Origin of the sequence: Blastococcus sp. TF02A-35 (assembly GCF_004571075.1) — a bacterium.
Lineage (GTDB): Bacteria > Actinomycetota > Actinomycetes > Mycobacteriales > Geodermatophilaceae > Blastococcus.
In genome coordinates this window covers 26,956-39,814 of record NZ_SPQP01000016.1, presented here as the reverse complement: position 1 = coordinate 39,814, position 12,859 = coordinate 26,956, and the positions used below count along the sequence as shown (strand labels likewise).

Here is a 12,859-nt window from a genome sequence, read left to right as displayed (position 1 = left end):
GAGCGACGATGACCAACCCGCCGCACGACGACGGTCCGCGCGGGGACCGTCCCGAGGAGCACGGTCGCCAGCAGCACGGGCAGCCGCAGCCGGGCCAGCCGCCGCAGGGGCCGCCCCCGTGGGGGCCGCCGCCGCAGGGGCCGCCGCCGCACGGCGTCCCCGGCTACGGCATCCCGCCGCAGGGTGCTCCCCGGCACGGAGTTCCCGGCTACGGCTTCCCGGGCTACCCCCCGGCTCAGCAGGGCGCTCCCCAGCCGGGGCAGCCCCCGTACGGCCAGCAGCCCTACGGCCAGCAGCCTTACGGCCAGCAGCCTTACGGGGCCCCGCAGTACGGCCAGCCCCAGCACGGCCAGCAGCCCTACGGTCCTCCGCAGTACGGGCAGCCGCCCTACGGCGCCGTCCCGTACGGCTCGCCGGAGCCGCCCCGGCGGAAGCGGCGCGGGCTGCTGGTCGGCCTCCTCCTGCTCGCCGCCGCCGTCGTCGCCGGGGTCGTCGCCCTGGCGCTGACCACCGGCCCCACCGTCCTGTCCCGCAGCGCGGTGGAGCGGGACGTCGCGGAGCAGTTCGAGCAGCGCGAGGGGGTGGCCGTCGACCTCGAGTGCGCCGAGGAGATGCAGGTGGAGGAGGGCGCCACCTACGAGTGCACCGGCGTGACCGCCGACGACGAGCAGGTCACCCTGCAGATCGAGATCACCGACGTCGAGGGCGCCCGGTACACCTGGTCGGAGCCCTGAGCCGGCTCACCCCACGGCGTGCTCAGCCGACGGCGTCGGCCGGCCAGCCCAGGGCGGCGCCGAGCCGGCCGAGCGAGGACTGCAGCCCGTGCCGCTCGGCGAGCGCCGCCAGCGCGTCCGGGTCGGCGGGGGAGCGGGGGAGGGTCCCCTCGACCGCCGGCATGTCGATGTCGCGGGCCACGGCCACCACGACCGGAGCGGCGTCGAGGTAGTCCGAGGCCGCGTGCAGCTTCTTCAGCACCGCCGCGGTGAGCGGGGGCCTCGGGACGACGGTGCGTGCCACGGCCTCCCGGATGCCCGCCAGGTCGCCGAACTCGTTGATCAGCGCCGCCGCCGTCTTGGCGCCCACCCCGGCAACCCCGGGCAGCCCGTCGCTGGGGTCGCCGCGCAGCACGGCGAAGTCCGCGTAGGCCCGGCCCGGGATCCCGTACTTGGCGGCGACGGCGGCCTCGTCGACGAAGTCGAGGTCGGAGATGCCCCGCGCGGTGTAGAGGACCCGCACGCCACGGGCGTCGTCGACCAGCTGGAAGAGGTCCCGGTCGCCGGTGACGACGTCGACCGGACCGCGCGCACGGGTTGCCAGCGTGCCGATGACGTCGTCGGCCTCGTAGCCCGGCGCCCCCACCCGGGCGATCCCCGCCGCGGCGAGCACCTCGACCAGGACCGGCACCTGCGGCCCGAGCTCGTCGGGCGTCTCCTCGCCGCCCTCGGGCGCCACCCGGTGCGCCTTGTACGAGGGCAGCGCCTCGACGCGGAACGCCGGGCGCCAGTCGTCGTCCCAGCAGGCCACGAAGCGGTCGGGGCCGTGGGTGGCGATCAGCCGGGCAGACATGTCGAGGAACCCGCGGACGGCGTTGATCGGCCGGCCGTCGGGCGTGGTGACGCTGGTGGGCACCCCGTAGAAGGCCCGGAAGTAGAGGCTGGCCGCGTCCAGGAGCATCGTCGTCACGACGGCGGACGGTAGCCGCCCGAGAACTCGTGCGGGGAGGGCTGGGGTCCCTGGCTAGTCTGCCGCTGTGGGAACCCAGAGTGATTCCGCCGGTCCGCTGGTCACCGTCGACCGGGTGCACGCCGCCCGCGCGATCGCGGCCGAGACCGGGGTGGACCTCCTGGTCCTCACCCCGGGCGCGGACCTGCGCTACCTGTGCGGCTACGACGCGCACGCCATGGAGCGGCTGACGGCCCTCGCGGTGCCGCGCACCGGTGACCCCTTCCTCGTGGTGCCCCGGCTGGAGGCGCCGATGGTCGACGCCAGCCCCGCGGGCGCCCTCGGCCTGGAGCTGCTGGCCTGCGACGAGACCGACGACGCCTTCGGGGTGCTGGCGGCCGCCGCCACGGCGCGGCTGGGCAGCGCGCCGGCCCGCGTGGCCGTCGGGTCCCGCACCTGGGCCGAGCACGCCCTGGGCGTGCAGCGCGCCCTCCCGGGCTCGGCGCTGGAGCTGGCGAGCCCGGTCGTCGACCGGCTGCGCATGGTGAAGACGCCCGCGGAGGTGGAGGAGCTGGCCCTGGCGGGCGCCGCCATCGACCGGGTGCACGCCTCGATGGGCCAGTGGCTCCGGGTCGGCCGCACCGAGGCGGCGGTCGGTGCCGACATCGCGGCGGCCATCCTGGCCGAGGGCCACGTCGGGGTCGACTTCACGATCGTCGGCTCCGGGCCGAACGGCGCCAGCCCGCACCACGAGCTCTCCGAGCGCGTCATCGAGGCCGGCGACGTCGTGGTCGTCGACATCGGCGGCGAGACGGCCACCGGCTACCGCTCCGACTGCACCCGCACCTACGTCGTCGGCGGCCCGGCCGACGCCGAGGTCGCCGAGTGGTACGGCGTGCTGCACGCCGCCCAGCAGGCCGCGACCGCCGCCGTCCGCCCCGGCGTGACCGCCGAGCAGGTCGACGCCGCCGCGCGCCAGGTCATCGCGGACGCCGGCTGGGGCGAGTGCTTCATCCACCGCACCGGTCACGGCATCGGGCTGGACACCCACGAGGCGCCCTACATCGTGGCCGGCAACGCCCTCCCGCTGGAGCCGGGCATGGCCTTCTCCGTCGAGCCGGGGATCTACCTGCCCGGCCGGGTCGGGGCCCGCATCGAGGACATCGTGGTCTGCACCGACGACGGCGTCCGCGTCCTCAACAACGGTCCCCGTGAGCTCGTCGAACTCCCCGGCTGAGGCTGGCGCCGCCGGGGTCGACGTCGACCGGGCGCTGATGGCGGCGCTGGCCCGCGACGGGCGCGCGAGCTACACCGAGCTGGCCGAGCGCGTGGGCCTGTCGGTCTCCGCGGTGCACCAGCGGGTGCGCCGGCTGGAGCAGCGCGGCCTGATCACCGGCTACCGGGCGACGCTGGACGCCAGGCAGCTGGGCCTGCCGCTGACCGCCTTCGTCTCGATCACCCCCACCGACGCCCAGACCGACGACGCGCCGGCGCTGCTGGCGCACCTGGACGCCATCGAGGAGTGCCACGCCGTCGCCGGGCTGGAGAGCTACATCCTCAAGGTCCGGGTCGCCTCGCCCGACGCCCTCGAGGCGCTGCTCAAGGACATCCGGGCGACCGCCAACGTCACCACCCGGACGACGGTGGTGCTCTCCACGTCCTTCGAGGCGCGCCCGCCGATCTGACCGGCTGGACAACTGTTCGAACGTGTGTTCGGATCGACGGCGTGCGGTGGGAAGCGCAGCGGCTGGACGTCGAGGACACCTCGGCGCTGCCCGGCATGCCCAGCATCCGCGGGCTGCTGCGCAGCGTCCAGGTGCCGGAGTTCCCCGGCCTGACGTTCCACGAGGTGCGGGCGCGCAGTGCGCTCAACGCGGTCCCGGGCGGCTCCTCGATGCCGTTCCCGTACACGGTCAACCCGTACCGGGGGTGCAGCCACCAGTGCGTCTACTGCTTCGCGCGGCGCACCCACGAGTGGCTGGAGTTCGACTCCGGGCGGGACTTCGACACCCAGGTCGTGGTGAAGACCAACCTGGTCGACGTGCTGCGCAAGGAGCTGGCCCGGCCGTCCTGGGACCGGCAGCACGTCGCCCTGGGGACCAACACCGACCCGTACCAGCGGGCCGAGGGGCGCTACCGGCTGATGCCCGGCGTCATCCGTGCCCTGGCCGACTCCGGCACGCCCTTCTCGATCCTCACCAAGGGCACGCTGCTGCGTCGCGACGTACCCCTGCTGGCCGAGGCGGCGCGGCAGGTCCCGCTCGGCCTGGGCCTCTCGATGGCCATCTGGGACGACGAGCTGCACCAGGCGCTCGAGCCCGGCGTCCCCTCACCGCGCGCCCGGCTGGACCTGGTGCGGGCGCTGGCCGATGCCGGCCTGCCGTGCGGGGTCTTCCTGGCACCGGTCCTGCCCGGGCTCACCGACGACGAGCAGAGCCTGGACGCCGCCATCGGTGCCATCGCGGCCGCCGGCGCCACGGGCCTCACCGTCATCCCGCTGCACCTGCGCCCCGGTGCGCGCGAGTGGTTCATGGCCTGGCTCCGCGGCGCCCGTCCCGACCTGGTCCCGCGCTACGAGCGCATGTACGCGCGCCGGGCCTACGTCTCCGCCGAGTACCGGTCCTGGTTGTCCGCTCGCGTCGCGCCGCTGCTGGCGCGGCACGGGCTGGACCGGCAGTCGGGCGGCGCCGCGCGACAGGTCGACGACCCCGTGGCGACCGGCGTGCCCGGTGACGAGGAGGTCGGGTTCCCGGAGGGCAGCCTCCCGACCGGCGGCCTGCCGGGCGTCCGTCCGCCGGACGAGGGCTCTCCGCCGGCGCCCGTCGACACCGGCCCGGCGGAGCAGCTCACCCTGCTGTGAGCGGTCAGCCCGCCAGCCGGGCGGCCCGCGCCGTCGCCCGGTGCGCCGACCGGGCCGCCCGGACGACGCCGCGCGAGGAGACCGGGGGCGCCCCGGCGGCGAGGGCCAGCCGTCGGTAGGAGTCGTAGGAGAGGTGGCGGTAGGCCTCGGCCAGCTCCTCGACCGCCTCGCGCCGGGAGGGTGGCACGGTCGCGCGCAGATGGCGGACCGTGTTCCGGGCGTGCTTGGTGAAGGTCGTCTGCAGCGCCTGGGAGGAGAGCCGACCACCGACCCGGGAGTCCAGCCCCGGCCCGCGGCGCAGCGCAGGGAGCACCCACGGGCTGGCCGCGAGGGCCGGGAAGCGCGCGCGGGCGGTCTCCCAGGCGTGCCAGGCCGTGAGCGCCCCCGGTACCGCCCACTCACCGTCGTCGGTGGAGATGACCAGCCGCCGGGCCGTCGCCCGTACCTGGTCGCGGCGCAGCGAGCGGAACGTCGCGACCGGAGCCGGCCAGCCGAGGGCCAGGGAGCACCAGGCCACCGTGCGGAGGTGCTCCGGGTCGTCTCCGCGCACCTGCGTCAGCGGTCGCAGGTCGAGCTCCTGCGGGTCCGGCTCGGGCGTCGGGGCGATCGGGAGAGCCAGCCCGCCGTAGCGGGCCACCTTGCTGTACAGCGCCACGGTCGCCGGCTTCCAGCCCCGGGCGCCGGCGAGCGGCTCCAGCCCCTGCGCCGCGAGGTCGTCCGGCCCGAGACCCAGCTCCAGCGCCGCGTCCACCAGCCGGCGCCACTGCGGCTCGTAGCCGGACGGCACCGCGATCCGGGCCCAGGCCGCGGGCGGGGGAGGGGCCGGCATGTCGGGCAGCGGCTGCTGCCACGCACGGGACATGACCGAATACTACCGTTATCCCCAACAACGCTGCGACTTCTCGTTGTGGTCACCTGCCGAGACCGAGGTCACGGCGCCCTGCGGGCGCCGGAGCAGCCGCGCCGCGGGGCGCGTCCCGGGGGAACGACGAGCGGCAGCGGCGCAGCCCTGAAGAGTTCGGCATGACCTTGGGCATAACGGTCGTCACAGGCCCCTCCGGGTGAGCTCGCCCGCCGGCGCCCTGCGATCCGGTCCCCGACTCCTGATCATGGACGGGTGCGAACCGTGGGCGTCGAGGAAGAGCTGCTGGTCGTCGATGCGACCGGCATCCCGGTACCCAAGGGCCCGGAGGCGCTGGAGCTGGCCGCGCGCGCCGGCGAGGGTGAGGACGTGGCGCAGCACGACCGCGCCGAGCGGGGCGAGCGGGAGACCCCGGAGACCGCGCACCTCATGCCGGAGCTGAAGGCCCAGCAGCTGGAGCTCGGCACCCCGGTCTGCACCACGCTCGACGACGTCCGCCGGGAGCTGCGGCACTGGCGGGACCGGGCCGACGCCGCCGCGTCCGCCGTCGGCGCCCGCGTCGCGGCCCTGGCCACCTCGCCCGTGGCGGTCGAGCCGGTGCCGACCGAGGGGGAGCGGTACGCCCGGCTCGGCGAGACCTTCGGGATGACCGCCTGGGACGTCCTGACCTGCGGCTGCCACGTGCACGTCTCCGTGGACGACGACGAGGAGGGCGTGGCGGTCCTCAACCGCATCCGCGTCTGGCTGCCCCTGCTGACCGCCATGACCGCGAACTCCCCGTTCTGGCGGGGGCGGGACACCGCCTACGCGAGCTTCCGCTCGCAGGTGTGGCACCGCTGGCCCTCCGCCGGCCCGAACGGCCCGTTCACCGACGCCGCCGACTACCACCGGCTCGTCGAGGAGGTCCTGGCGACCGGGACCGTCCTGGACACCGGGATGGTCTACTTCGACGCCCGGATCTCCGCGAAGTGGCCCACCGTCGAGGTGCGGACCGCGGACGTCGCCCTGCGCGTCGAGGACGCGGTCACCCTCGCCGGCGTCGTGCGCGGCCTGGTCGAGACCGCCGCCCGTGACGCACGCGCCGGGGGAGAGGTGCCGCAGATGCGCCCCGAGGTCCTCCGGCTGGCCGCCTGGCGGGCGGGACGCTCCGGTCTCTCGGGCGAGCTCGTGCACCCGCTGACGGGGCGGCCGGTCCCGGCCGCCGACGTCCTCGGCGACCTGCTGGAGCACATCCGGCCGGCGCTCGCGGACGCCGGCGACGAGCAGACCGTCTCCGACGGCGTCCGGCAGCTGCTCACCCGCGGGACGGGGGCGGACCTCCAGCGGCGCGTGCACCGGGAGACGGGCGACCTCGCCGCCGTCGTCCGTGCCGCCGTCGCGGTCACGAGCGGCGCGGACGCCGACGGGGCGTCGGCCGGGGCCACCGGCTAGATTCCGCGCATGTACACGGCGAGCTGGCGCGACGTGGTCCGTCCGAAACTGTTCGGTGCCTCCCCGGACCCGAGGGACAAGCCGTACCGGTTCGTCATCCGGATCGCGCTCGTCGTCTTCCGCCTGTTCCGCTTCCGCTTCGATGTGCGCGGCTCCGAGCACGTGCCGGCGACCGGCGGCGCGATCATCTGCAGCAACCACGTCAGCTTCTTCGACTTCACCTTCCTGGGCCTCGGCGCCCTGCCCCGGCACCGCCTGGTGCGGTTCATGGCGAAGAAGGCGGTGTTCGACAACGGCTTCGCCGGGCCGTTCATGCAGGCGATGAAGCACATCCCGGTCGACCGCCGGGCCGGGTCGGCGGCGTTCGAGGCCGCCGTGCGGGCGCTCAAGGACGGCGAGGTCGTCGGCGTCTTCCCCGAGGCCACGATCAGCACCAGCTTCACCGTCAAGGACCTCAAGGCCGGCGCCGCGCGCATGGCCGTCGACTCGGGCGTCCCGATCATCCCGGCCGCGGTGTGGGGCGGGCACCGGGTGGCGACCAAGGGGCACAAGGTGGAGCTTCGTCGCGGCGTCGCCGTCACGGTCATCCTCGGCGAGCCGATCACCGCCGAGCCGGGGGAGGCGGTCCCGGCCCTCATGCAGCGCACGCGGGTCGCCATGGAGGCGCTCCTCGACGAGGCCCAGCGCAGCTACCCCGACCGGCCCGCCGGCGACGACGACCGCTGGTGGCTCCCGGCCCACCTGGGCGGGACCGCGCCCACGCCGGCCGAGGCCGCCACCGCGGACGCCCTGCGCGCCGCCGGCAAGGAGGTCCGGGCGCCGAAGAAGTCGCCGCTGGCCCGCCTCACCGGCCGCCTGCGCCGCCGCTGACGGGTCAGTCGACGACGACCGGCGCCATCAGCCGGAACGCCTCGAGCTCGACGTCGTACCAGCGCCGCATGCGCCCGAGCGGGCTCATGCCGAGCCGCCGGCACACCGCCATGGACGGCTCGTTCCCGGGGCGCACGACGGCGTAGACCTCCGGGAGGCCCAGCTCGAACGCCCGCTGGATCACCGCGCGGGCGGCCTCGGTGGCGTAGCCGTGCCCCCAGGAGTCCGGGTGCAGGTGCCAGCCGACCTCCACCTCGCCGACGCCCTGGGGGAGCGGCTTGAGCAGCAGCGTGCCGGCCGCCACGCCGTCGGGCCGCTGCACCGCCCAGCACCCGTAGCGCTCGTCGGTGCGGTGCACGCGCTGCCACCGGTCCACGAGCTCGTCCAGGGGGACGGTGGGCGGGCCCCCCAGCCAGCGGGTCACCTCGTCACGGCCGTAGATGTCCTCGAGGCGGGCGAGGTCGTCGGGCGAGGTGGTCCAGCAGCGCAGGCGCAGGCGCTCGGTGCACAGCACCTCGCCCGCGGCTCCCATCGCCGATGGCTACCGCTGCGGCCGCCCGACAAACATCGGGTCCGCCCGCGCCCGGCCCCCGGGGGGAACCGGTCACCGGACCGCCCCGGCACCGTGGTCTGCTTCTCCCGTCCTGCACCGCCGCACCGGAGGAACCACCGCATGAGCCTGCTCGTCACCGACGTGACCGTCGGCGACCGCCCCGGGCGGGCGGTGCGCGTCGAGGCCGGTCGGATCACCTGGCTCGGCGCCGCCGCCGACGCCCCGGCCGCCGACCGGGTGGTCCCGGGGGAGGGGGCGCTGCTCACCCCGGCCTTCGTGGACGCCCACGTGCATGCCACGGCGACGGGCCTGTCGCTCACCGGTCTCGACCTCCACTCGAGCCTGAGCCTTGCCGACGCGGTCGCGCGGATCCGCGCTCACGTCGCACGGTCGACGACCGGCATCGTGCTGGGGACCGGCTGGGACGAGACCGCGTGGCCGGAGCGCAGAGGGCTCACCCGGCAGGACCTCGACGCCGTCGTCGGGGACCGCCCCACCTACCTGGCTCGGGTCGACGTGCACTCGGCGACGGTCTCGACGGCCCTGCTCGACCGCATCCCGGGGATCGCCGACCTGCCCGGCTTCTCGCCCGACGGCCGGCTGCGCCTCGACGCCCACCACGCGGCGCGGCAGGCGGCCTACGGCGCCGTGGACGGGGAACAGCGCCGGGCCGCCCAGCGGGCCACCCTGGACGCCGCGGCGGCGCTGGGCATCGGCAGCCTGCACGAGATGGCCGGACCGGAGGTGTCCTCGGCCGACGACCTGCGCGAGCTGCTCGCCCTCGCCTCGGCCGCGCCCGGCCCCCGGGTCCTCGGCTACTGGGGCGAGCTGTCCGAGCGCGGCGGCCTGGACCTGGTCCGCGAGCTCGGGCTGGCCGGCGCCGGGGGAGACCTCTTCTGCGACGGCGCCCTCGGCTCGCACACCGCTGCCCTGAGCACTCCCTACAGCGACCGGCCCGACACGTCCGGGCAGCTGCGCTTCGACACCGCCCAGCTGGTCGAGCACGTGCGCGCGTGCACGCTGGCCGGCGTCCAGGCCGGTTTCCACTGCATCGGCGACGCCGCCGTCGACCAGGTCCTGGACGCGGTGGCCGCCGTCGTCGAGGAGCTGGGCGCCGCCGCGGTCCGGGCCTGCCGGCACCGGCTCGAGCACCTGGAGATGGTGTCCGACGACGTGCTCGACCGGATGCGGGCCTGGGACGTGGTGGCCAGCGTGCAGCCGGCGTTCGACGCCGCGTGGGGCGGGGACACCGGGATGTACGCCGAGCGCCTGGGCGTCGCGCGGGCGCTGTCGTGCAACCCGTTCGCCGACGCCGCCGACGCGGGGGTGACGCTCGCGCTGGGCAGCGACGCACCGGTGACGCCGCTGGACCCGTGGGGAGGCGTGCACGCCGCCGTCGACCACCGGACCCCCGGCTCCGGGCTGCGCCCGTTCGACGCCTTCGACGCGGCGACGCACGGCGGCTGGTACGCCGCCCGCGTCGAGCACGCCGCCGGCCCTCTCGCGGTCGGGGCACCGGCCGACCTGGCGCTGTGGTCGACGGCCGACGGCCTGTCGCGGGTGCTGGCCGACCGGGCGCGGCCGGAGTGCGCCCTCCTGCTCGTCGACGGCGTCCCGCTCGGCCGCAACAGCGATCAGTAACGATCCGGTCACACTCCGGCTCGCAGTCCTCCCGGGTCTCGATTCCGGCGCGCGCACTTCTTACAGTGCCTGGAGTTCCTGACCGGTTGCACGCACCGTGCTCCTCCGGCGGGCGCGTCGGTCCTCCCGGTCGACGCGGCGCGGCCCCGGCCGCCCGCGGCGAACCGGACCGAGGAGGAGCGGGGCGCAGCCGGTGGTGCACGGCCGCGGACACCCGGCGGAGCCCGCGCGGACCACGCCATCAGACAACGGTCGCGCCGCTCGCACCCGGCGAGCGGCCGTCCGGCCCGAAGGCGCGGCGACCACGCGGGGCCCCGCCGGCGCGAACCGCCAGGAGGTCCGCAGCCCGTGCGGGTGGCGTCGGCGCACGCGCGACGACCCCACGGGGCGGGATGGGATGCTGGGTCAGGACCGCGCACCACCGGCGGTCCGGACCCCGCCCGAGCGGTACGGGGACGAACCGCCCCGTCGGGGCGCGGCATCCAGGAGGCAGTGCGTGCCCGCAGGCGACGGCGTGCCCGGAACGGGAACGCTGCCCCGGTCGGCCCCTCCCGCGGGGACCACGACCCCGGCGCAGGACGACGCCACGGTGCGTCCTCCCCGCCGCCTGCCCTGGCGCACGGCGCTGGCCCTCGCGGGCGGCCTCGCCCTGTTCCTGGCGTTCCCGGGGCACGACCTCTCCGCGCTGGCGCTGCTCGGGCCGGCCGCCCTCTCGCTGGCCGTCCGGGGCCAGCGGGCGCGGTCCGGGCTCTGGCTCGGCATGGTCCTGGGACTGGCCTTCTTCGTGCCGCTGCTGTCGTGGACCGGCATCTACGTCGGCCCCTTCCCGTGGCTGGCCCTCGCCACGTTCGAGGCCCTGCACGTCGCGCTCCTGGGCGCGGCGCTCGCCGCCACCTCGCGGCTGCCCCTCTGGCCGCTGTGGGCCGCGGCCCTGTGGGTCGCCGACGAGGCCGTGCGCGGCCGGTTCGTCCTCGGGGGCTTCCCGTGGGGCCGCCTCGGCTTCAGCCAGACCGAGGGCCCACTGCTGTCGCTGGCGGCCTACGGCGGCGTCCCGCTGGTCAGCTTCGCCGTGGCCCTCATGGGCACGCTGCTGGCCGCCGCGGTGCTGCCGCTGCTCCGGGCCTGGCGCAGCGCCGACCGCGACCGCCCCGCGGGGGAGCGCGGCCCCGCGCTGCGCGCCGCAGCGGTCGCCGTCGCCGCCGTCCTCGCCGTCCCGCTGGTCGGGGCCGTGGCCTGGCTGCCGCTGCCCGGCTCGTCGCTGGGCGAGGGCGGGCCCACCGCCACGGTGGCGGTCATCCAGGGCAACGTGCCGCGGGCCGGCCTGGACTTCAACGAGCAGCGCCGGGCGGTGCTCGACAACCACGTCGAGCAGACCCTCCAGCTCGCCGAGGACGTCGCCGCCGGCCGGGAGGCGCAGCCCGACGTCGTCCTGTGGCCGGAGAACAGCTCCGACATCGACCCCTACCGCAACGCGGACGCCGCACGGCGCATCCAGCAGGCGGCCGACGCCGTCGCCGCCCCGGTCCTCGTGGGCGCCGTCGTCGAGGGGCCCGGCCGGTTCGTCAGCAACACCGCGATCGTCTGGGCACCGGAGGACGGCCCGGGGGACACCTACGTCAAGCGGCACCCGGTCCCGCTGGCCGAGTACGTGCCCGCCCGCTCCTTCTTCCGCTTCTTCAGCGAGAAGGTGGACCTGGTGCGCCGCGACTTCGCCAAGGGCCAGGAGGTCGGCGTCCTCGACGTCGGCGGCGTGCGCGTGGGCGACCTCATCTGCTTCGAGGTGGTCTACGACGGCCTCGTGCGAGACGTCGTCGACGGCGGGGCCGGGATGATCGTCGTCCAGACGAACAACGCGACCTTCGGCTACACCGACGAGAGCGCCCAGCAGCTGGCGATGAGCCGGCTGCGCGCCGTCGAGTTCGGCCGCTCGGTCGCGGTGGCGGCGACCAGCGGCATCTCGGCGATCGTCGCCCCCGACGGCACGGTCGTGCGGGAGTCCGAGCTGTTCACGCCGGACGTGTTCGTCGAGGAGATCGCCCAGCGCGACGACGTCACGGTCGCCCAGCGCCTGGGCGCGGCCCCCGAGTGGGTGCTGACCGCGCTCGGGCTCGGCGCCGTGCTCCTCGTCGTCCGGTCCGGCCTCGCCCGCCGGCGCGGGACGGCGGCGTGAGCGCACGGGTGCTGGTCGTCATCCCGACCTACAACGAGGCGGAGAACGTCGAGCGGATCCTCGGCCGGCTGCACGCCAGCGTGCCCGATGCGCACGCCCTGGTGGTGGACGACGGCTCCCCGGACGGCACCGGCGCCATCGCCGACGGCGTCGCCGCCCGCGACCCCCGGGTGCACGTCCTGCACCGCACCGCCAAGGCCGGCCTGGGCAAGGCGTACGTGGCCGGCTTCCGCTGGGCCCGCGAGCGCGGCTACGACGTCCTCGTCGAGATGGACGCCGACGGCTCCCACCCGCCCGAGCAGCTGCCGGACCTGCTGGCCGCGCTGGAGGGCGCCGACCTGGTGCTGGGCTCCCGGTACGTCGACGGCGGCCGGGTCGAGGACTGGCCGGCGCACCGGCTGCTGCTCTCCCGCGTGGGGAACCGCTACACCCGCTGGGCGCTGCGCCTGCCGCTCCGCGACGCGACCGGCGGGTTCCGCGCGGCGCGGGCGGAGCTGATCGACCGGCTGCCCTTCGACGAGGTGGCCAGCGAGGGCTACTGCTTCCAGGTGGACTGGGCCTGGCGGGCGCTGCGCGCCGGTGCCCGCGTGGTCGAGGTGCCGATCACGTTCACCGAACGGGAGTACGGCCGGAGCAAGATGAGCGGCTCGATCGTTAGAGAGGCATGGGTACGCGTGACCGTCTGGGGCGTCCAGGACCGGCTCGCGGGCCTGCTGCCCGGCCGCGTGCGGCCGCCGATGCCCGGCCCGGCCGGCGACGCCCGTCGCTGACCGGCCGACCGGCACCCGGCGAGGGCCTGAGCACGGAGAG

Annotated in this window: 12 protein-coding genes; 9 read left to right on the top strand and 3 right to left on the bottom strand. The window is 76.1% G+C overall.

The genetic code is table 11. The annotated features are described in order from the left end of the window. Positions 1–8: 8 nt before the first annotated feature. Positions 9–734, top strand: a complete 726-nt coding sequence (locus E4P43_RS09820) for a DUF4333 domain-containing protein (protein ID WP_135145270.1) — start codon at positions 9–11, stop codon at positions 732–734. A gap of 22 nt (positions 735–756) precedes the next feature. Here the strand turns inward: E4P43_RS09820 and E4P43_RS09815 are convergent, their stop codons facing one another. Further along, positions 757–1,674 (bottom strand): 5'-3' exonuclease, encoded by a 918-nt coding sequence (locus tag E4P43_RS09815; RefSeq protein ID WP_135145315.1) that lies wholly within the window; start codon positions 1,672–1,674, stop codon positions 757–759. A gap of 76 nt (positions 1,675–1,750) precedes the next feature. Here E4P43_RS09815 and E4P43_RS09810 point away from each other — a divergent pair, with 76 nt between their 5' ends. The 3 genes from E4P43_RS09810 to E4P43_RS09800 are packed head-to-tail and all read left to right on the top strand — an operon-like array spanning position 1,751 to position 4,522. Further along, the gene (locus E4P43_RS09810; protein ID WP_167759139.1) at positions 1,751–2,899 is read left to right on the top strand and encodes a Xaa-Pro peptidase family protein; all 1,149 of its coding nucleotides are present in this window, start codon (positions 1,751–1,753) and stop codon (positions 2,897–2,899) included. Continuing rightward, entirely contained in the window at positions 2,874–3,347 is a 474-nt protein-coding gene (locus E4P43_RS09805) for an Lrp/AsnC family transcriptional regulator (protein WP_135145269.1), read from the top strand. Before E4P43_RS09810 ends, E4P43_RS09805 begins: the two co-directional genes overlap by 26 nt. A gap of 41 nt (positions 3,348–3,388) precedes the next feature. Then, positions 3,389–4,522, top strand: a complete 1,134-nt coding sequence (locus tag E4P43_RS09800) for an Rv2578c family radical SAM protein (protein ID WP_135145268.1) — start codon at positions 3,389–3,391, stop codon at positions 4,520–4,522. A 4-nt stretch (positions 4,523–4,526) separates the two neighbouring features. Here E4P43_RS09800 and E4P43_RS09795 read toward each other — a convergent pair whose 3' ends face one another. Then, positions 4,527–5,384: a hypothetical protein gene (locus tag E4P43_RS09795; RefSeq protein WP_135145267.1), complete on the bottom strand. Its 858-nt coding sequence runs from the start codon at positions 5,382–5,384 to the stop codon at positions 4,527–4,529. Between the two features lie 255 nt (positions 5,385–5,639). Here E4P43_RS09795 and E4P43_RS09790 point away from each other — a divergent pair, with 255 nt between their 5' ends. Together E4P43_RS09790 and E4P43_RS09785 are read left to right on the top strand one after the other, a co-directional pair. Then, on the top strand, positions 5,640–6,815 hold the full coding sequence (locus E4P43_RS09790; RefSeq protein ID WP_135145266.1) for a glutamate--cysteine ligase: 1,176 nt from the start codon (positions 5,640–5,642) through the stop codon (positions 6,813–6,815). A 9-nt stretch (positions 6,816–6,824) separates the two neighbouring features. Continuing rightward, positions 6,825–7,685 carry a lysophospholipid acyltransferase family protein gene (locus E4P43_RS09785; RefSeq protein WP_135145265.1) on the top strand — a complete coding sequence of 287 codons (861 nt, stop codon included), beginning with the start codon at positions 6,825–6,827 and terminating at the stop codon, positions 7,683–7,685. 4 nt (positions 7,686–7,689) lie between these two features. On the opposite strand, the gene E4P43_RS09780 is transcribed toward E4P43_RS09785, so the two are convergent. After that, on the bottom strand, positions 7,690–8,217 hold the full coding sequence (locus E4P43_RS09780; RefSeq protein WP_135145264.1) for a GNAT family N-acetyltransferase: 528 nt from the start codon (positions 8,215–8,217) through the stop codon (positions 7,690–7,692). 141 nt (positions 8,218–8,358) lie between these two features. Here E4P43_RS09780 and E4P43_RS09775 point away from each other — a divergent pair, with 141 nt between their 5' ends. From E4P43_RS09775 to E4P43_RS09765, 3 genes are all read left to right on the top strand, one after another. Continuing rightward, positions 8,359–9,879 (top strand): amidohydrolase, encoded by a 1,521-nt coding sequence (locus E4P43_RS09775; protein WP_135145263.1) that lies wholly within the window; start codon positions 8,359–8,361, stop codon positions 9,877–9,879. Between the two features lie 496 nt (positions 9,880–10,375). Continuing rightward, entirely contained in the window at positions 10,376–12,049 is a 1,674-nt protein-coding gene (gene lnt, locus E4P43_RS09770; protein WP_245159051.1) for an apolipoprotein N-acyltransferase, read from the top strand. Beyond that, on the top strand, positions 12,046–12,819 hold the full coding sequence (locus tag E4P43_RS09765; protein ID WP_135145261.1) for a polyprenol monophosphomannose synthase: 774 nt from the start codon (positions 12,046–12,048) through the stop codon (positions 12,817–12,819). The genes lnt and E4P43_RS09765 overlap by 4 nt, the downstream gene beginning before the upstream one ends. Positions 12,820–12,859 lie beyond the last annotated feature (40 nt).

Excerpts from the sequence above, each read along its gene's own strand:
- E4P43_RS09820 (WP_135145270.1), top strand. The coding sequence starts at position 9 with ATGACCAACCCGCCGCACGACGACGGTCCGCGCGGGGACCGTCCCGAG.
- E4P43_RS09815 (WP_135145315.1), bottom strand. The coding sequence starts at position 1,674 with ATGCTCCTGGACGCGGCCAGCCTCTACTTCCGGGCCTTCTACGGGGTG.
- E4P43_RS09795 (WP_135145267.1), bottom strand. The coding sequence starts at position 5,384 with ATGTCCCGTGCGTGGCAGCAGCCGCTGCCCGACATGCCGGCCCCTCCC.
- E4P43_RS09785 (WP_135145265.1), top strand. The coding sequence starts at position 6,825 with ATGTACACGGCGAGCTGGCGCGACGTGGTCCGTCCGAAACTGTTCGGT.
- E4P43_RS09780 (WP_135145264.1), bottom strand. The coding sequence starts at position 8,217 with ATGGGAGCCGCGGGCGAGGTGCTGTGCACCGAGCGCCTGCGCCTGCGC.
- E4P43_RS09775 (WP_135145263.1), top strand. The coding sequence starts at position 8,359 with ATGAGCCTGCTCGTCACCGACGTGACCGTCGGCGACCGCCCCGGGCGG.